The 18,894-nt window shown below is 65.6% G+C and carries 14 protein-coding genes; 9 read left to right on the forward strand and 5 right to left on the reverse strand.

Features of this window, described 5'->3' with window-relative positions; genetic code table 11:
* Positions 1-29: 29 nt before the first annotated feature.
* From BN2475_RS12235 to BN2475_RS12245, 3 genes are all read right to left on the reverse strand, one after another.
* Positions 30-788 carry a DUF2968 domain-containing protein gene (locus tag BN2475_RS12235; protein ID WP_094779868.1) on the reverse strand — a complete coding sequence of 253 codons (759 nt, stop codon included), beginning with the start codon at positions 786-788 and terminating at the stop codon, positions 30-32.
* Positions 789-1,388: 600 nt separating this feature from the next.
* Positions 1,389-2,867 carry a gamma-glutamyl-gamma-aminobutyrate hydrolase family protein gene (locus tag BN2475_RS12240; protein ID WP_094779780.1) on the reverse strand — a complete coding sequence of 493 codons (1,479 nt, stop codon included), beginning with the start codon at positions 2,865-2,867 and terminating at the stop codon, positions 1,389-1,391.
* Between the two features lie 218 nt (positions 2,868-3,085).
* The gene (locus BN2475_RS12245; RefSeq protein ID WP_094779781.1) at positions 3,086-4,843 is read right to left on the reverse strand and encodes a cation:proton antiporter; all 1,758 of its coding nucleotides are present in this window, start codon (positions 4,841-4,843) and stop codon (positions 3,086-3,088) included.
* A 322-nt stretch (positions 4,844-5,165) separates the two neighbouring features.
* Between BN2475_RS12245 and BN2475_RS12250 the strand changes: the two genes are divergently transcribed.
* The 8 genes from BN2475_RS12250 (at position 5,166) to guaD (ending at position 16,107) form a co-directional block, all read left to right on the forward strand.
* On the forward strand, positions 5,166-5,846 hold the full coding sequence (locus BN2475_RS12250; protein WP_094779782.1) for a GntR family transcriptional regulator: 681 nt from the start codon (positions 5,166-5,168) through the stop codon (positions 5,844-5,846).
* Between the two features lie 104 nt (positions 5,847-5,950).
* Complete coding sequence (locus BN2475_RS12255) at positions 5,951-7,330, forward strand: amidase (RefSeq protein WP_094779783.1); 1,380 nt, start codon at positions 5,951-5,953, stop codon at positions 7,328-7,330.
* A 101-nt stretch (positions 7,331-7,431) separates the two neighbouring features.
* Complete coding sequence (locus BN2475_RS12260; protein ID WP_094779784.1) at positions 7,432-7,941, forward strand: disulfide bond formation protein B; 510 nt, start codon at positions 7,432-7,434, stop codon at positions 7,939-7,941.
* A gap of 376 nt (positions 7,942-8,317) precedes the next feature.
* The gene (gene xdhA / locus BN2475_RS12265) at positions 8,318-9,865 is read left to right on the forward strand and encodes a xanthine dehydrogenase small subunit (protein WP_094779869.1); all 1,548 of its coding nucleotides are present in this window, start codon (positions 8,318-8,320) and stop codon (positions 9,863-9,865) included.
* Positions 9,865-12,291: a xanthine dehydrogenase molybdopterin binding subunit gene (gene xdhB / locus BN2475_RS12270; RefSeq protein WP_094779785.1), complete on the forward strand. Its 2,427-nt coding sequence runs from the start codon at positions 9,865-9,867 to the stop codon at positions 12,289-12,291. Before xdhA ends, xdhB begins: the two co-directional genes overlap by 1 nt.
* Before the next feature lie 133 nt (positions 12,292-12,424).
* Complete coding sequence (gene xdhC / locus BN2475_RS12275; protein ID WP_094779786.1) at positions 12,425-13,441, forward strand: xanthine dehydrogenase accessory protein XdhC; 1,017 nt, start codon at positions 12,425-12,427, stop codon at positions 13,439-13,441.
* 88 nt (positions 13,442-13,529) lie between these two features.
* Positions 13,530-14,582: an adenosine deaminase gene (locus BN2475_RS12280; RefSeq protein ID WP_094779787.1), complete on the forward strand. Its 1,053-nt coding sequence runs from the start codon at positions 13,530-13,532 to the stop codon at positions 14,580-14,582.
* A gap of 145 nt (positions 14,583-14,727) precedes the next feature.
* Positions 14,728-16,107 (forward strand): guanine deaminase, encoded by a 1,380-nt coding sequence (gene guaD / locus BN2475_RS12285; RefSeq protein ID WP_094779788.1) that lies wholly within the window; start codon positions 14,728-14,730, stop codon positions 16,105-16,107.
* Positions 16,108-16,226: 119 nt separating this feature from the next.
* Here the strand turns inward: guaD and BN2475_RS12290 are convergent, their stop codons facing one another.
* A complete protein-coding gene (locus BN2475_RS12290; RefSeq protein WP_094779789.1) occupies positions 16,227-17,471 on the reverse strand; it encodes an NAD(P)/FAD-dependent oxidoreductase in 1,245 nt (414 codons plus the stop codon).
* Between the two features lie 107 nt (positions 17,472-17,578).
* On the opposite strand from BN2475_RS12290, the gene BN2475_RS12295 reads away from it, so the two are divergent.
* Positions 17,579-18,337, forward strand: a complete 759-nt coding sequence (locus BN2475_RS12295) for a class I SAM-dependent methyltransferase (RefSeq protein WP_094779790.1) — start codon at positions 17,579-17,581, stop codon at positions 18,335-18,337.
* Between the two features lie 123 nt (positions 18,338-18,460).
* Here BN2475_RS12295 and BN2475_RS12300 read toward each other — a convergent pair whose 3' ends face one another.
* Positions 18,461-18,883, reverse strand: coding sequence for a YbjQ family protein (locus BN2475_RS12300; RefSeq protein ID WP_094779791.1), 423 nt, complete (start codon positions 18,881-18,883; stop codon positions 18,461-18,463).
* Positions 18,884-18,894: the final 11 nt, after the last annotated feature.

Consider the following 18,894-nt stretch of genomic DNA (forward strand, 5'->3'; position numbering starts at 1 on the left):
TCGATCAACCAGGCCTCTTTACCACGCCGTTACTTCTGCTTCGGCAATCCGAGTTCCGTGCGCCGCTGCAATTCCATGACTTCGCCTTGCACCTGACGCAGTTGCGCCCGTGCCTTCTCCTGCTCCGCGTGCAGCGTGACCGCCTCGCCCTGCGCTTGCCGTTGGTAGTCGTCGACTTTGGCCTGCTGCGTATGCGCCACGTCGAGATCGGCCTGCAGGCGCCTCGCGCTTTCCTGCGACGTCACAATGATGTCTTCGATGTACGCCTTCTGAGCCTGCAACTGCAAGCGGCGAATTTCGACGTCGGCGAGTTGCGCTGTTTGCCGGGCGAAGTCCGCGTAAATGGCTTCCGCGCGATCCGCGTTCTCTGACTTGAGCACGCGCCAGAAATGTTTGTCTTGAAATAACGCGACGTAGTACGTCACCTCTTGCGGATAGAAAAAAAGACTCGCGCCGTAACTGCCGTTGTAGGTGGTGCGCAATTCGCTCAGCTTCGCGTCGTGAATCATCCGCGTCAGCTCGGCGACGTTGCCTTGGACGCTGCCCTGCACGTCGCCGGCCACGCCGGTCCTATCGTGCGTGTCCTCCGTGTCCGGCATAGCCGGCACGTCGGATCGCGCGGCGACATCGGACTGGGGCATCGGCGGGCTTGCGCTCGTGGTCGCCCGCATGCCGGCCAGCAATGCAGCATCTGCGCTTTGCGCCGCCGACACGACACTGGCATGCTGCAGCAGTGCGCACGAGGCCGCGAGCAGCATGGCGCGCGATATTAATAAGGAATGCTTCATATCCGCTTGCTCCATGCAGATTCAAACCAGCCGCAGATTATCGCGCGGATTTGCCGTTGAGCGAAGCCCGCTCAACGGCCGCCTGGATGGGCACAAAATCGAGATAATCCGCTAGCGAAAGGTTCCGCATGCATCAATCCATCAATCGCGAATAAACGTATTCAGATCGGCCGAAAACGGCGCGATCCGACTCGTTCGGACGATTCCCAATCTACGCCGGATTTGTATGAAGCCAACGGCAAGCCAATGCGATCAAAGCTTCGCGTGGATCATCCGAGATGATTTGAATGCCAGAATCTCCGACAATTAAATATCGCATTCCTGACTAACTTGATAAAGATGAACCAGCGACCACAAAAAAGAGAGCCGCCACATCGAATAGAAAGAAAGAAAGACAGACGGGCAGACAAGAGCCGACAACGCGCACCGTCCAGCAGCTCAGAGGAGAATCGACGAAAATGAAACCCGCGTAGCAGCGAGCTCACATCAAGCGCGCCGCCACATACCGCGACGGCGCGCCAACCAGATCAGCGTCAGAACACAACGCGCAACCCGCGCCCATCCCACGCCATCACCACGCGAGCTGAAAAACCCGCCGCGTCAAAACCGCGTTTCGCGCGCCACCCGCAGGAAGGTATCGAGCAACGGCGTGCAATCGAGCAGTTCCGGGCCGCCCGCGCGATGAAACTCCGGATGCCACTGCACCCCCATCACAAACGGCGCGCGCCGATAGCGCACAGCCTCGATGAGACCGTCCGACGCCGACACCGCCTCAATGTTGAGATCGCGGCCGAGGGTCTTCACCGCCTGATGGTGAATCGAGTTGACGATCGCATCGCGCCGCCCAGGGAACATGTTGACCAGCGTCGAGCCGTCCGGGAAGTGAACGCCATGTCGATGCTGATCGTAGTTCTCGTTGACGTGCGCGCCGGCGGTCGGCACATCGGTTGCGATGTCCTGATACAAGGTGCCGCCGAACGCCACGTTGATCAGTTGACAGCCGCGGCACACGCCCAGCACGGGCTTGCCCGACTCGATGAACTCGTGCAGCAGTTCGAGCTCGTACATGTCGCGCACGCGGTCGCCCGGCCACTCGTGGCTGATCGCGTTTTCCGAGTACGTCTGCGGTGACACGTCGGCGCCGCCTTGCAGCAGCAGCCCGTCGAGATGCTTCGCGTAATCGCGCAGGCGGATGTTGCTCGGGTGCAGCATGCCCTGATGACCGACCGTCGGAATCATGAACACCAGCACGTCGCGCGACATCACCCAGTGCGCGATCGATTCCTCGAGGTACTGCAAGGTCTTGCCGCGCAATCCCTTCGCGCCCGGCTCCGGGTGGAAGATCCGCGCCGACACGCCGATGCGCAGCGTGCGCTGCGTGATCCGCTGTCCCGCGCGATCGAACAGTTGGCGTGCGCGCGCCGCGACGATCCGGCCGAACACGCTCCACGCCGAATCGGTCTGCCTCAGATAACGCGGCGGCGACGGCGGCAACGCGTTGGGCGGCGGCGGATTGGTCGCGGTGAAATCGGGCGCCGCGCCAAAGCCTGGCGGCGGCGCGCCAGCCGGACGCGCGGTGGATGCCGGGCCTGTTTCGGCCGCCGCGGTGTCGTCGGTCGAGGTGGTCAGCTCGCCGGCCAGCGGTTCGCTGCTCGTGAGCGGGGGCGCGCTCGGCGCGGCCTTCGTGATCTCGGGCCTGGGTGCACGCGGGCCGGCACGCCTTGCCTCGCGCTCATGCACCGCGGCCTCCTGCATCGCGGTGGACGCCGCGGCCGAACTGCGTGCTTCGGCGGCGTCGCGTTGCCGGGCCGCTAGCCGATCAGTGGGTGTGACGGCCGATGCGCTCTCCGGTTCATCGGTCGACGATTTCACCGCTGCAACTTCGGCAGCCGTTGTCACGCCATTTTTGATCGCCGACTGGACGGCATCTTCATGCGAGGGGGGTAATGAGGCCGCCGCCTCGGCGTGCGTGGCACCGGCGTTCGGCGCGCCAGCTGTTGCACCGGACGGCGCTGGCGACGCCGAAGGCGACGATGCGCTGCCGGACACACCGGCATTGTCGGGTTTATTTTCGCTCATGACAGTCAGACGGGCGCCTTCCACGCGAACGAATGAATATACCCTGATTATCCGCTAGCGACGCACGCCCGGCAAACCCGCACACAAATGCTCACATTGTTGCAGCGCCCGAAGGAAGTTTCCTTGGGGGGCGCCCGAAGGAAGTCCCCTTAGGGCCACTCCGCAGGACGTGTCCTTGCAGGACTCAGCACAAGTCTTCAATGAAAGTCTTCAATAACTCAGGGGTCCGCCTGTTCTTCGAAGGTTTCCCGCAAGGCGATCTGCATCGACGCGTGGATTTTCACGCACCAGCGCCACAGGAGCGCCAGCAACAGCGCGGCGCAGACCAGCACGGCGATGAGCAGGCCGGTCGGCGGCAGGATGCTGCCCGAGAGCGCCGCGACCAGCAGAAACACGCCGACCATCGACACGATCGGCACCAGATCGGAGATCGCGTAGCGGATCGCGCTCGTGAAGCGCCCCGCCGTCGCCGGCTGCACGCTGACTTCGGCGAGCAGCAGCGCGAGCGACTTGGTCTTGCGATAGACGGCCACGAGAAACGGCATCGACACGATCAGCGCGGCACTCCATAGCACCGCGCGCTGCATCGCCTCGGCGTTCAGCCACTGCGCGAGCAGCTTGCCGGCAGAAGGCGCGCCATACGACACGCCGAGGAAGATCGCCGCGACCAGCGCCAGATTGACAGCGATCTGCAGAATGATCCGCCGCGTCATGCCGAACAGCGTCGGCTCGCCGCTCGCCGTGCGCAAGCTGCGCAACCACTGGCCGTACATGCCGAACACGTTGGCGAACGTGGCCGGCATCGCGTTGCTCAGACGCCGGGTCAGCGGATCGGCGGCGCGGATCAGATACGGCGTGAACAACGTGGTCAGCACCGATACCGCCACCGCGACCGGGTACAGAAACGCGCTCGTCACCTTCAGCGTCAAGCCGAGCGACGCGATGATGAACGAGAACTCGCCGATCTGCGACACGGTCATGCCGACCCGCATCGACGTGCGTGCGTCCTGCCCGGAGAGAAAAGTGCCGAGCCCGCACGATACGAGCTTGCCGATGATCACCGCCAGCGTGATCACCGCGATCGGCCACGCGTAGTCGAGCAGCACGGCCGGGTTCAGCAGCAGGCCGATCGTCACGAAGAAGATCGCCGAAAAGGCATCGCGCAGCGGTGCGATCAGATGTTCGATCCGATGCAGATGACGCGATTCGGCCATGATCGCGCCGATCAGGAACGCGCCGAGCGCAATGCTGTAATCGAGCTTGACCACCAGCAGACAGAAGCCGAAGCAGAAGCCGAGCACGGACACCAGCAGCATCTCGTCGCTACCGGTGCGCGCCACGTAGTTCAGCGCCCGCGGCACGACCAGAATGCCGACCAGCAGCGACACCGTCATGAATAGCAGCAACTTGCCGAGCGTGATCACCGCGAGACCGGCGCTCAACTGCCCGGTTTGCGCGATGCCGGTCAGCAGCACGAGCATCGCGATGCCGAGAATATCCTCGACGATCAGGATGCCGAACACCAGTTGCGCGAAGCGCTCGCGCTTCAGACCGAGGTCGGATAGCGCCTTGACGATGATGGTGGTCGACGAGATCGCGAGGATCGCGCCGAGGAACAGCGCATCCATCTGACTCCAGCCGAACGCGCTGCCGATCTCGTAGCCGATCCACACCATCAGCACGATCTCGGAGAGCGCGGCGACGATCGCCGTCGCGCCGACCTTGAAGAGCTTGCGCAGGCTGAATTCGAGTCCCAGCGAAAACATCAGGAACATCACGCCGAGTTCGCCGAGGGTCTGGATGCTCTGCTCGTCGTGGATCAGCTGAAACGGCGGCGTGTACGGCCCGATGATCACGCCGGCGGCGATATAACCGAGCACCACCGGCTGCTTCAGGCGATGGAACAGCACCGTGACGGCGGCGGCGAACGCCATCACGACCGCCAGATCCTGAATGAAGCCAATGCCGTGGTGCATGGATACGTCCCTTACAAAAAGTAATCTCGAACGGGGAGTTTAACAAACGAATCCATCACGCCGAATGACGCAAACGGCCAAGAGGCTTGCTATTGGCGCAACACGCGGCATCTCGACGTACTGACGTGCGGCCGATCAGGTGCGGCGAGCAACGTGCGGCCGCAATATTTTGACACGCTGGACTCCAGTGAAATATCACAATAATATTTGCCGAATATTTTCTTCCGAGTCGAGCGATGCAGTTGTCGTCCTTGAGTGTTGTAGACCACTGCGGCCAGCGGCGTGCGTAGCGCGCCGACGTACACCGCCTGACGCTCTACCCATGACCCTCCCACAGACCGTCCGCCCTGCCCCGCCCACCCGCGCGAGCGCCGCCGCGAGCCTCGCCGAACAGGCTTACGCGTTCGTCAAGCGCGAGATCATCACGATGCGGCTGCGGCCGGGCGAGGTGCTCAACGAAGCGGAATTGATGGCGCTGACCGGGATCGGCAGGACGCCGGTCCATCAGGCGTTGCACCGGCTGGTGCACGAAGGCATGCTGACCATCATGCCGCGCAAGGGCATCATGGTCCGGCCGGTTTCGCTCGACGACGTGCTGGCGATCATCGACGTGCGTCTCGTCAATGAGACCTACTGCGTCGAGCTGGCCGCACGCCACGCGCAGCAGCACGACTACGACGCGCTGCAGGCGCTGCTGGAACGCTCGTCCGTGTGCGTCGCCGCGCACGACATCGAAGGCATGATGGATATCGATCGCGAGTTTCATCTGACGATCTCGGCCGCCTCGCGCAACCCGGTGCTGGCCGAGATCCTGCGCGGACTGCATGAGCGCTCGCTGCGCTTCTGGTTCATTTCGCTGTCCGCACCGCATCATCTCGAGGACGTCCATGAAGAACATCTCGAACTGTTTCGACTGCTGCGCGAACGCGACGCCGAAGGCGCCCGTCAATCGGTGCAAAAGCATATCGAATCGTTCCGCGCGACGCTCTTCAAGCGCATCTGAGCGCTAGCAGCCCATCGACCGCTTTATTTGCGCTTTATTTGATTAGCCGACTTCAGCCGATTCAACCCCGAATCAACCCGATTCAACCGGACCCGAACGACATCATGGCCACTGAATTCACGCCCTTCCCGCCGCTTGCCCAGCTTGCCGCCGACCTCGCCGCCGGTCGCACCACCAGCCGCGCGCTCGTCGAAACCGCGCTCGAACGGATCGCCGATCCCGCCGGCCAGGGCGCGGTCGCCTTCATGCACGTCGACGCCGACAGCGCCCGCGCCGCCGCCGACGCGCACGACCGCCTGCGCGCGGCCGGCACGGTGCTCTCGCCGCTCGCCGGGATTCCGGTGTCGGTCAAGGACCTGTTCGACATCGAAGGCCAGCCGACCCGCGCCGGTTCGGTGGCGCTCGCCGACGCCCCCGCCGCCAGCGCGGATGCCGTTGCAGTCGCGCGTTTGAAGCGGGCCGGCGCGGTGATCGTCGGGCGCACCAACATGAGCGAGTTCGCGTTTTCCGGACTCGGCCTGAACCCGCACTACGGCCATCCGCTGTCGCCGTACCGGCGCGGCGTCAAGGGTGACGAGCGGATCGCGGGCGGCTCGTCGTCGGGCGCGGCGGCGTCGGTCGCGGACGGCATGGCGGCCGTCGCGCTCGGCACCGACACCGGCGGCTCGATCCGCATTCCGGCTGCACTCTGCGGGCTGACCGGCTTCAAGCCGACCGCCGCGCGCATTCCCAAACAGGGCGGCGTGCCCCTCTCGCCGACGCTCGATTCGTTCGGGCCGATCGGCGTGTCGGTTGCGTGCTGCGCGCTGGTCGACCGGATGCTGGCCGGCCTCGAACCGCGCATCCCCGCCCGCCGGCCGCTCGAAGGCGTGCGGCTCGGCGTGCTGACCCATTACGTCACCGACGGCGTCGAGCCGGCCGTCGCCGCGGCGATCGATACCGCGCTCAAGCACCTGGAAGCGGCCGGCGCGATTGTCAGCGAAGTGCGCTTCGCGCCGCTGGACCGCTTGCCCGAGATCAACCGCTTCGGCTTTGCGCCGATCGAAGCGTATGCGTGGCATCGTCCGCTGCTCGAAAAACATCGCGAGCAATACGACCCCCGTGTGCTGGTGCGCATCCTCAAGGGCCAGCCGGCCAGCGCCGTCGACTACCTGGACCTGCTCGCCGAGCGTGAGGCGATGCTCGACGAAGCCGCCCGCACGCTGTGGCCGCGCGTTGACGCGATCGTCGCGCCGACGGTGCCGGTGGTGCCGCCGCGTGTGGCCGACCTGATCGATGACGACGACGCGTTTGGCCGCACCAACGCGCTGATCCTGCGCAATCCGAGCGCGTTCAACTTCCTCGACACCTGCGCGCTGTCGCTGCCCTGCCATCTGCGCGGCGACGCGCCGGTCGGCCTGATGCTGGCAGGCGCACCGCGCGCCGACGACGCGCTGCTGGCAATCGGCCGCGCCGCCGAAGCAGTGCTCGACCCGATTCGCTGACACGTCTCTACGCTCATGACGACGCGCTCGACGTCGGGGCGGGGGTTCGCGCTAGAATCGCGGGCACCTGCCCTTTTCGTTTCCAGACCTCTTTGCGATCCATGAACAACGACATTGCGATGCTGCGCCGCGAGCGCTCCCTGCTGGTACTGCTCGGCCTGATCTGCGTCGCCCTGGTGGGCGGCGCGTTGTACCTGCAGTACTTCCAGCACGAAGACCCTTGCCCGTTGTGCATCATCCAGCGCTACTTCTTCCTGCTGATCGCGATCTTCTCGTTCCTCGGCGCGCGCTTTCGCAGCTGGCGCGGCGTGCGGCTGCTGGAAGTGATGGCGGCACTGTCGGCGCTCGCGGGCATCCTGACCGCCGCGCGGCATGTGTACGTTCAGGCCAATCCGGGCTTCAGCTGCGGCTTCGACGCGCTGCAGCCGGTGGTCGACAGCCTGCCGCCCGCACGTTGGCTGCCGGGTGTGTTCAAGGTCGCGGGCCTGTGCGAAACGGCCTATCCGCCGATCCTCGGTTTGACGCTGCCGATGTGGTCACTGGTCGGGTTCGTGCTCGCGTTCATCCCGCTGGTGCTGAGCCTGATCCGCAATCGCGGCCGGGGCGCCTGAGCGGGCGCGCAGCGTCCGGCATCGACGGCACGCCGGGCTGCGCGTCGCCGCTCGCGGCGGCCCGAGCCCGGCGTTTTTGCGCACGCCCCGCGCAAACGCCTACTGGCCGCCACCGCCGCTTTCCTCCCGATTTCCCCCGATTCTCCGCCGCGCCCCTTCCGGCGTTGCGCTGTTCCGCCCGGGCGAGCAACTTGCTCGCGGGACGCAAATCGTATTCGCCATGACCGCCGCCGAATAAGCTTCATGCGATAAGGGAAATACTTTCGCGACGCGGTAATGCTATCTTCGGAACTGGATGGCGATCTACGTGCGCGAGGCCGGCTTCGGCGACCCATGCGTAACGCGCGCCTGGTCCGCACTGTCTTTCGGATTCGCCATGACAACGCAACCCATCCGCTTCTATCACCAGGGGTCCGTCCGCGAGGTCGCGGGCGTGCCGGCAACGCGCACGGTGCTCCAGCATCTGCGCGAGGACCGGCATTGCACCGGCACCAAGGAAGGCTGCGCGGAAGGCGACTGCGGTGCCTGCACGGTGGTCGTCGGTGAACTGGACGCGCGTGGCGCGCTGGTGCTCAAAGCAGTCAATGCGTGCATCCAGTTCCTGCCCACGCTGGACGGCCGCGCCCTCTTCACCGTCGAAGACCTGCGCGCCGCCGACGGCGCGCTGCACCCGGTGCAACAGGCGATGGTCGATTGCCATGGTTCGCAATGCGGCTTCTGCACGCCCGGCTTCGTGATGTCGATGTGGGCGCTGTACGAAAACCAGCCGGCCGACGCCGGCCTGCCGACCCGCGACGAAATCAACGCCGCGCTATCCGGCAATCTGTGCCGCTGCACCGGCTACCGGCCGATCATCGACGCGGCGCAGAAGATGTTCGACTACCCGTCGTACCCGCGCGTGACGCTGGATCGCGACGCCGTCATCAACACGCTGCGTGGGCTGCAACGCACCGCTACCTTCGAATACAGCGCGCCCGATGCGCGCGGCGCCGCGTTCGGTGCGTCCACCTTCCGCGCGCCGGTCACGCTCGACGCGTTCGCCAGCCTGCGCGCGCAGCACCCCAACGCGCGGCTGCTGGCCGGCAGCACCGACGTCGGCCTGTGGGTCACCAAGCAGTTCCGCGAGCTCGGCGACGTGCTGTACATCGGCAACGTCGCCGAGCTGAAGACCATCGAGCGCGATGCGCAGACACTGACGATCGGCGCGGCGGTCACACTCGAAGACGCGTACGCGGCGCTCGCCGTCGACTATCCCGAGCTGGCCGAACTATGGACGCGCTTCGCGTCGCTGCCGATCCGCAATGCCGGCACGCTCGGCGGCAACGTTGCAAACGGCTCGCCGATCGGTGATTCGATGCCGGCGCTGCTCGCGCTCGACGCCGAAGTCGTGCTGCGCCACGGCGCGAAAACCCGCACGCTGCCGCTCGATGCTTTCTACCTCGGCTACCAGAAAACCGCGCTCGCGGCGGGCGAATTCGTCATGGCGCTGCGCGTGCCGCGGCCTGACGGTCATCTGCGCTTTCGCACGTACAAGGTGGCCAAGCGCTACGACCAGGACATCTCGGCGGTATGCGCGGCGTTTGCGCTGCACCTCGACGAGCACGGCGCGATACGCGCTGCGCGCATCGCATACGGCGGCATGGCGGCCACCCCGAAGCGCGCCGCGCAAACCGAAGCTGTGCTGAACGGCGCGACGTGGGACGACAGCACCGCGCAGCAGGCGATGAACGCACTCGCCGCCGACTACCAGCCGCTCACCGACATGCGCGCGTCGAGCGCGTATCGGCTGAAGGTGGCGCGCAACCTGCTGTGGCGCTTCTACCTCGAAACGCGCAATGACGCGCCGCTCGCTCTGCTCGACGTGAATGCGTTCGCGTTCGAAGCCGGCGCGCCGGACGCGGCCGTTGCGAAGGAGCCGTCGTGATGAACCGCACCGATGCTTTCGTTGCACCCGTTGCGCGCAAGCATGCCGACCAGCACGGCGCCGTCGAAAACGACGACGCCGCGATCGGCGTATCGCTACCGCATGAATCGGCCGCGCTGCACGTGAGCGGCGAAGCCACCTACACGGACGACATCGCCGAGCTGCAAGGCACGCTGTACGCGGCGCTCGGTCTGTCGCGCCACGCGCACGCGCGGATCGTGTCGATGGATCTCGACGCGGTCAGAAACGCACCCGGCGTGATCGCAGTGCTCACCGCCGACGACATTCCCGGCGAGAACAATTGCGGCCCCGTACTGCACGACGATCCGATCCTCGCCGCCGATGAAGTGCTGTACCTCGGCCAGCCGGTATTCGCGGTGATCGCCGAAAGTCACGAGCTGGCGCGCCGGGCCGCGGCGCTCGCGAAAAGCGACGACGTGGTCCGTTACGAGCCGCTGGAAGCCATCCTCACCGCGGCCGCTGCGAAGGCCGCGCGGCAGTTCGTGCTGCCGCCGCTGCACCTGCGGCGCGGCGAGCCCGACGCGAAAATCGCCGCCGCGCCGCACCGGTTGAGCGGCACGTTCGAAGTCGGCGGCCAGGAACAGTTTTATCTGGAAGGCCAGGTTGCGTACGCGGTGCCGAAGGAAATGGACGGCATGCTGGTCTACAGTTCGACGCAACATCCGAGTGAAATGCAGCAGGTGGTCGCGCATATGCTCGACTGGCCCGCGCATAACGTGGTGTGCGAATGCCGGCGCATGGGCGGCGGCTTCGGCGGCAAGGAATCGCAATCGGCGCTGTTCGCCTGCGTGGCGGCGCTCGCCGCGCAGCGACTGCGCCGCCCGGTCAAACTGCGCGCCGACCGCGACGACGACTTCATGATCACCGGCAAGCGCCACGACGCGATCTACGAGTACGAAGCCGGCTTCGACGACGCCGGCCGCGTTCTCGGCGCACGCATCGAAATCGCGCTGCGCGCGGGCTATTCCGCCGATCTGTCGGGCGCCGTCGCGACGCGCGCCGTGTGCCACGTCGACAACGCGTACTACCTGTCTGACGTCGATATCGTCGCGCTGTGCTGCAAGACCCACACGCAATCGAACACCGCGTTTCGCGGCTTCGGCGGTCCCCAGGGCGCGCTGATCATGGAAGTGATGCTCGACGGCATTGCGCGTCAGTTGCAGCTCGATCCGCTCGATGTGCGCATCGCCAATTACTACGGTGTCGGCGAACGCGATACGACGCCGTACGGACAACGCGTCGAAGACAACATCATCGCGCCGCTGACCGACGTGCTGCTCGATAGCAGCGACTATCGCACGCGCCGCGCCGCGATCGCGGCATTCAATGCCGGCAGTCCGGTGCTCAAGCGCGGGCTCGCATTCTCGCCGGTCAAGTTCGGCATCTCGTTCAACGTGCCGTTCCTGAATCAGGCCGGCGCGCTCGTGCATGTGTACAAGGATGGCTCGGTGCTCGTCAATCACGGCGGCACCGAGATGGGCCAGGGGCTCAATACGAAGGTCGCGCAGGTGGTCGCGAATCAGTTCGGCTTGCCGCTGTCGCGCGTGCGGGTCACGGCCACCGATACATCCAAGGTCGCCAATACGTCGGCGACCGCGGCCTCCACCGGCAGCGATCTGAACGGCAAGGCCGCCGAAGCGGCGGCGCGCACGATCCGCACGCGGCTCGCGGAACTCGCGGCCCAACAGCTTGGCGGCCACGCGGACGACGCGCAGTTCGCCCATGGCGTGGTGTCGATCAACGGTGGCGCGATGCCGTTCGAGCAACTGGTCGGCGCGGCGTATCTGGCGCGCGTGCAGTTGTGGTCGGACGGCTTCTACACGACGCCGAAAGTGCATTGGGATGCGAAGACGCTGACCGGTCATCCGTTCTACTACTTTGCGTATGGCGCGGCGGTGTCCGAGGTCGTGATCGATACGCTCACCGGCGAGTGGAAACTGCTGCGCGCGGATCTGCTGCACGATGCCGGACAGTCGATCAATCCGGCGATCGACATCGGCCAGGTGGAAGGCGGCTTCATTCAGGGGATGGGTTGGCTCACCACCGAAGAACTGTGGTGGAACCGCGATGGCCGTCTGATGACGCACGCGCCGTCCACGTACAAGATTCCTGCGGTCAGCGACACGCCCGCCGCGTTCCACGTGCAGCTTTACCAGAACAGCAACGTCGAACCGACCGTGTTCCGCTCGAAGGCCGTCGGCGAGCCGCCGCTGCTGCTGCCGTTCTCGGTGTTCCTCGCGATTCGCGACGCGATCGCGGCCACGGTGCCGGGCGCGCAACACGCTCCGCCATTGCGCGCGCCGGCCACGCCCGAAGCGATACTCGATGCGTTGGACGCATTGCAGTCCGCGAGCGCAAGCGAACCCGCGGCGCAGCCGGCCACCACCGACACGACCGCCCGATGACGATCGAAATAGAATGACCGACCGAGCACGAGCGACTGCATGACACCAGCGGCCTCACGCGACACGAACGCGTCACGCCCAACGCAACCGGCCGCGCGGGCACCCCGCGCGGCCACACAAGGAGAACCGCCGGATGCAAGCCTGGCTGCCTGACCTGCAACAATTGCTCGCACACGGCGATGCCGCCGTGCTGGTGACGGTCGCCCGCGTCGAAGGTTCGGCCCCCCGCGAAGCCGGCACCCGGATGATCGTCACGCGCGATTCGGCCAAGCATACGATCGGTGGCGGCCACCTCGAGTGGAAAGCGATCGAGACCGCGCGCCAGGTGCTGCGCGACGGCATGCGCTCGCCGCACATGCGGCGCCTCGAGCGCTTCGCGCTCGGCCCGAGCCTGGGTCAATGCTGCGGCGGCGCGGTGATTCTCGCGTTCGAGCGTCTCGACATCGGCGACCTCGGCTGGATCGCGTCGCTCGCGAAGCGCCTCGCCGCAGGCCAATCGACCGTGCGTAGCGTATCATTCGGCCCCGCACCGGATGCGGTGATGCTGTCCGACCCCGAGCCGGGCGTCGATGCCGCCGACTGTCTGCTGTGGGACGGCGCCGGTTTCGACGACAGCGGCGCGCTGCTCACCGAGACCATCGCGCCGGGCGAGTTCGCAGTCGTGCTGTTCGGCGCCGGCCATGTGGGTGCCGCGCTGGTGCGCGTGCTGGCCACGCTGCCGTGCACGGTGCGCTGGGTCGACGAACGCGACGCGCAGTTTCCGCCCGCGGAATCGCTGCACGCGCCGAACGTCCAGCTCGATCCGAACGACGCGCCCGACGAAGCGATCGACGCGGCCGCGCCGAACACATACTTCATCGTGATGACCCACAACCATGCGCGCGATCTCGAGTTGGCCGAGCGCATTCTGCGACGCGGCGACTTCGCGTTCTTCGGCATGATCGGCTCGCACACCAAGCGCAAGCAGTTCGAACACCGGCTCGCGGCGCGCGGCATCGATCCGGCGCGGATCGCGCGGATGAAGTGTCCGCTCGGCATCGACGGGATCGTCGACAAGTCGCCGGAGGTCATCGCGATCTCGGCGGCTGCGCAACTGCTGCGGGCCGTCGAGGCGAACGCGGGCACGCGCCGCTCGACACAAACGGTGTGACGCACGGCAACGGCTTGTGCTGTATCGCCGCGCGGCCGATACCGATTGCGTGCGGCGCGAACCAACTCCAATAAACTCATCGACGACCATGAACACAACGACCGCTACCCCCACGCCGCTCGCCGATAAAACCGCGCGGGCACCGAAGGCCGAGCTGCATATTCATATCGAAGGCTCGCTCGAACCCGAACTGATTTTCGCGCTCGCCAAGCGCAACGGCGTGAAGCTCGCCTACGAGTCGATCGAAGCGCTGCGCGCCGCGTACGCGTTCACCGATCTGCAATCGTTTCTCGACATCTACTACGCCGGCGCGAGCGTGCTGCTGCACGAGCAGGACTTCTACGACATGACGATGGCGTATGTCGAACGGTGTCTGGCCGACAACGTGATCCACAGCGAGATCTTCTTCGATCCGCAGACGCACACCGAACGCGGCGTGCCGATCGCGACCGTGGTGGCCGGCATCGAACGCGCGCTCGCCGATGCCGAACGGCGCGGCATGTCGAGCAAGCTGATCCTGTGCTTCCTGCGCCATCTGTCCGAAGAGGACGCGCTCGCCACCTTCGACGAAGCGCTGCCGCTGTTCGAGCAGTACCAGCATCGGCTGATCGGCGTCGGTCTCGATTCGTCGGAGCGCGGCCATCCGCCTTCGAAGTTCGAGCGCGTCTTCGCGAAAGCACGCGCGCTCGGCCTGAAACTCGTCGCGCATGCGGGCGAGGAAGGCCCGCCCTCGTACATCTACGAAGCGCTAGATCTGTTGAAGGTGGATCGCGTCGATCACGGCGTGCGCAGCATCGAGGATCCGGCGCTGGTCGCGCGTCTGGCCGATACGCGCGTCGCCTTGACCGTTTGCCCGCTGTCGAACCTGAAGCTCTGCCTGTTCGACGATTTGACCAAACACACGCTGAAGGACCTGCTCGATCACGGCGTCGCGGTGACGGTGAATTCCGACGATCCGGCCTATTTCGGTGGCTATGTGAACGCCAATTATCTCGCCACCATCGACGCATTGAAGCTCAACGATGCCGAGGTCTACACGATCATCCGTAACGGCTTCGAAGCGTCGTTTGTCACGCCCGACGAGCGCCGCGAACTGATCGCGAAGCTCGACGCTCACTGGCATCAAGGCGGTCCGCACTGACAGTGCCGGGATATCGGCAGCCGGCGGCGGCACCGGTTGGTTCTAAAGGTGGTTCCGGGGGTGGTTCGAGCGTTGCTTCGAGCACACGCGGAATAGAAAACCCTCGGCCGCGCCGCCCAGCTTTTCATCTTCGGAGACGGTTTTCATGACTCAATCGGCTAACCCGGCTAACCCGGCCACCACGGCCCAATCGACCCAGGCGTTCCGCGCGCAACTGCTGACCTTCAACGGCGACCCCGCGAAATCGCAGAATGCGGCGGTCTTCAACGAGGACGGCTTGCTGATCGTCGAGGACGGCCATGTGGTCGCGGCGGGCGCGTACGCGGCGCTCGCGTCGCGGCTCGCGCCAGGCACGCCGGTGCAGGAGATGCGCGACAAGCTGATCGTGCCGGGTTTCATCGACACGCACATTCACTATCCGCAAACGGACATGATCGCGTCGCCCGCGCCGGGTCTGCTGCCGTGGCTCGACACCTACACGTTCCCCACCGAGCGCCGCTTCACCGACCCGGCTTATGCGCGCGACACGGCGAGGTTTTTCGTCGACGAGCTGCTCGCGTGCGGCACCACCACCGCGCTCGTGTACTGCACGGTCCACAAGGAATCCGCCGACGCCTTCTTCACCGAGAGCGAAGCGCGCAATCTGCGAATGATCGCGGGCAAGGTGCTGATGGACCGCAACTGCCCCGAGTTCCTGCGCGACACCGCGCAATCGGGCTACGACGATAGCGCCGAGCTGATCGGCCGCTGGCACAATCGCGGCCGCCAGCTGTACGCGCTCACGCCGCGCTTTGCACCGACCTCGACCGAAGCGCAGCTCGAAGCGTGCGGGCTGCTGGCGCGCCAGCACCCGGACGTGTTCATCCAGAGCCACGTCGCGGAGAACACCGACGAAGTGAAGTGGGTCGCCGATCTGTTTCCGGGCCACCGCAGCTACCTGGACATCTACGATCACTATGGCCTGCTGCGCCGTCGCGCGGTGTATGGTCACTGCATTTACCTCGACGACGAAGACCGCAGACGCATGGCACAGACCGGCACGGTCGCGTCGCATTGCCCGACCTCGAACCTGTTTCTTGGCAGCGGCCTGTTCGACTTCGACAAGGCAGAAGAAGCGGGCATGCCGGTCGCGCTGGCCACCGACGTCGGTGGCGGCACGTCGTTCTCGATGCTGCAGACCATGAACGAAGCGCACAAGGTTGCGCGTCTGACCGGCCATCATCTGACGGCCACGCGGATGTTCTATCTGGCGACCGCCGGCGCGGCCGAAGCGCTCGATCTGGCAGACCAGGTCGGCACGTTGCAGCCGAACTCGGAAGCGGATTTCGTCGTGCTCGACCCGCAGGCGACGCCGCTGCTCGCGCGCCGCACTGCGCGCACCGAGTCGCTGGAGGAGCTGCTGTTCGCGTTTGCGCTGCTCGGCGACGATCGTGCGGTGTACGAAACATATGCGGCCGGCAAGCGGGTGCATCGTCGCAACGACGTGAGGCAGCTTGCGTCGCGGGTCGGGAGGATCGCGGCCTGATCGTGAATCGATCCGGCTCCCGCGGCTGAAACGAAAAGCCGGCGCTTCGATCGTGAAGAAGCACCGGCTTTTTATTTGCCCTTGATGGGCAGCAACCCGCATCCCGCCATCCGGTCCATCTACTGCTGCTTGCACACCTCATGCAGCGCATTGAGCCGCCTGACCGGATCGGCGACATACGGATTCGATTCATCCCACGCGTAGCCCGCCAGCACCGCGCTGATCATGCGCCGGATCGACGGCATCTGGTCCGGGTAGTAGATGATGTCCTGCAACTCGCCGGTGTACCAGCGCTCGACGAACGCGCGAAACGTGTCGATGCCCTTGCGCAACGGCACGTCATAATCCGCGGACCAGTCGACCACCTGGCCGTCCAGTTGCCGGTTCAAGGTCTGCGCCGCGAGATGCGCCGAGCGCAACGCGATCGTCACGCCGGACGAGAACACCGGATCGAGAAATTCGCCGGCGTTGCCGAGCAGCGCGTAACCCGGCCCATGCAGACGCTCGACGTTGGCCGCGTAGCCGCCGATCCGGCGCACCGGCATCAGGAACGGCGCACCGCCGATCAGCCGGTTCAGCGTCGGCTCCTGCTGGATCAGCGCCTGCAAGGTCGCATCGCGCTCCGCTTCCGGCACGTCGAGGAAGCTGGCCTCGGCGACGCATCCCACCGACGAACGGCCGCCCGCCAGCGGAATCATCCAGAACCACACGTCGCGGCGCTGCGGATGCGTCGCTATGCAGATCTTGTTGCGATCGCTCGCCTCGGCCGGAAGGCCATCGCGAACATGGGTGAAGAGCGCGGCGTGCGTCGGCATCCGCGTCGGCGTTTCGAGATTCAGCAGGCGCGGCAGCACGCGCCCAAAGCCGCTCGCGTCCAGCACGAAGCGCGCTTCGATCTGATACGCGTGGTCGGCCTCATCGAGCACGTCGACAAGCGGCGCGGCCCCCGTGTGCACCGCCTGCACCGTGTGACCGAAGCGCACCTCGGCGCCTTGCGCGGCCGCACAGCGGATCAGGATGTCGTCGAACACCGCGCGCTCGACCTGATAGGTGGTGCCCCATCCCGCCGAATGCTTGTCACGGAAATCGAACGACGACGCCTGGTCGCGATAGACGAAGTGCGCGCCGTTCTTGTGCTGGAAACCGGCTTCGACCACCGCCTGCAGCATGCCAGCCTCTTCGAGATAGGCCATGCTTTGCGGCAGCAGGCTCTCGCCGATGGAAAAGCGCGGAAAATGCTGGCGCTCTAGCACCAGCACCGAACGGCCCGCCTTGCGCAGCAACGCGGCGGCAACCGCGCCAGCCGGACCTGCCCCGATGATCGCGACGTCGACGGACGTGCGCTTTGACGAAAGTTGATTCAAATTTGCCTCAATCGGTTGAATACCCGGCGCAGCGCAATGCCGCAACCTGACTTCTCGTTACAATCATGCCTCTGACAGCAAGAACAATATTTCGTGGGGAATGCATCGTGTCGTCATCCGAAACATCCAGTGTGCCCTTCGTACCGGAGACGGCCTTCGGCATCTGGTTCCTGCGCACCCACACGTGGGAGCATCATGTGCTGCGAGTCGCGATCAACGACCTCAAACGCCTGATCGATGCGCCGCTGCCCGATGCGCCGCTGCCCGATGCGCCGCTGCCCGATGCGCCCTTGATCGTCGACGCCGGTTGCGGGCAAGGCAAGTCGTTTCGCCTGCTCGCCAACGCGTTCAAGCCGCGCCGCATCGTCGGCGTCGATTTCCACGCGCCGTCGCTAGCGCTTGCCGCGCACGCGGCCAACGCCTGCCGCGATTCGCTTGCCGATATCGAACTGCTGCACGGCGACTGCGCGAAGCTGCCGCTGCCCGACGCCTGCGCCGATATCGTGTTCTGCCATCAAACCTTTCATCATCTCGTCGAGCAGGAGCGTGCGCTCGCCGAGTTCCGCCGCGTACTCAAACCGGGCGGCATCCTGCTGTTCGCCGAATCGACCGATGCGTACATCAAGTCGTGGGTGATCCGACTGCTGTTCCGTCATCCGATGCAGGTGCAAAAGAGCGCTGACGGCTACCTCGACATGCTCCGGCGCGGCGGCTTCAGCTTCAGCCAGCGCAACGTCTCGCTGCCTTACCTGTGGTGGAGCCGCGCGAAAGACTTCGGTCTGCTCGAGCGGCTCGGTCTGTATCGTCCGCGCCCTGGCAAGCGTCGTGAGACGCTGGTCAATGTCGCGGCGGTCAAGGCCGGTTAAAGGGCTACTACGTTGCAAAACTGAACCACCATGCGTGACCGTCAATGCGCGTCGGCCGCGGGCTGCGTTGCCGGTTCGCTGCGTTGCCGGCCCGTTGCCGTCTCATTGCCGCCGCGCTGCAACTCAGTTCCCTTCCAGCACGACGAGTTGCCCACGCACCGCAAGCGCGGCGGCGCTCGGACTCACGCCGCACGTGAAGTCGGTCGACGAACTGGTTTCGTTGCTATGAAAGCGCGTCGACACATCGACCACCGCATTCGCGTTGCGCTCGCGCGCCGCGTCGCGCAGCTTGCGCACCGCTTCGGCGAGCGCCTGGTGGCACGCGTCCTCGGGACTCGCGACCTTGCGCGCGATCCGCACCGAATACGACACCTCCCCGACATGGCTCTTCACCGCCGGATGGTCCTGGTTGCCGAAATAAACCCGCACGTCGCCGCGCGACTGACCACCCGTCGCCGCGAGCGGCAGCGACTTCACCTGCGTGGCGCAACCCGCCTGCGTCAACACGACCGCCGCGAACGCACCCAGTACACAAGCCTTTTTCATTCTTATCACCC

Source organism: Paraburkholderia ribeironis (assembly GCF_900019265.1).
Taxonomy (GTDB): domain Bacteria; phylum Pseudomonadota; class Gammaproteobacteria; order Burkholderiales; family Burkholderiaceae; genus Paraburkholderia; species Paraburkholderia ribeironis.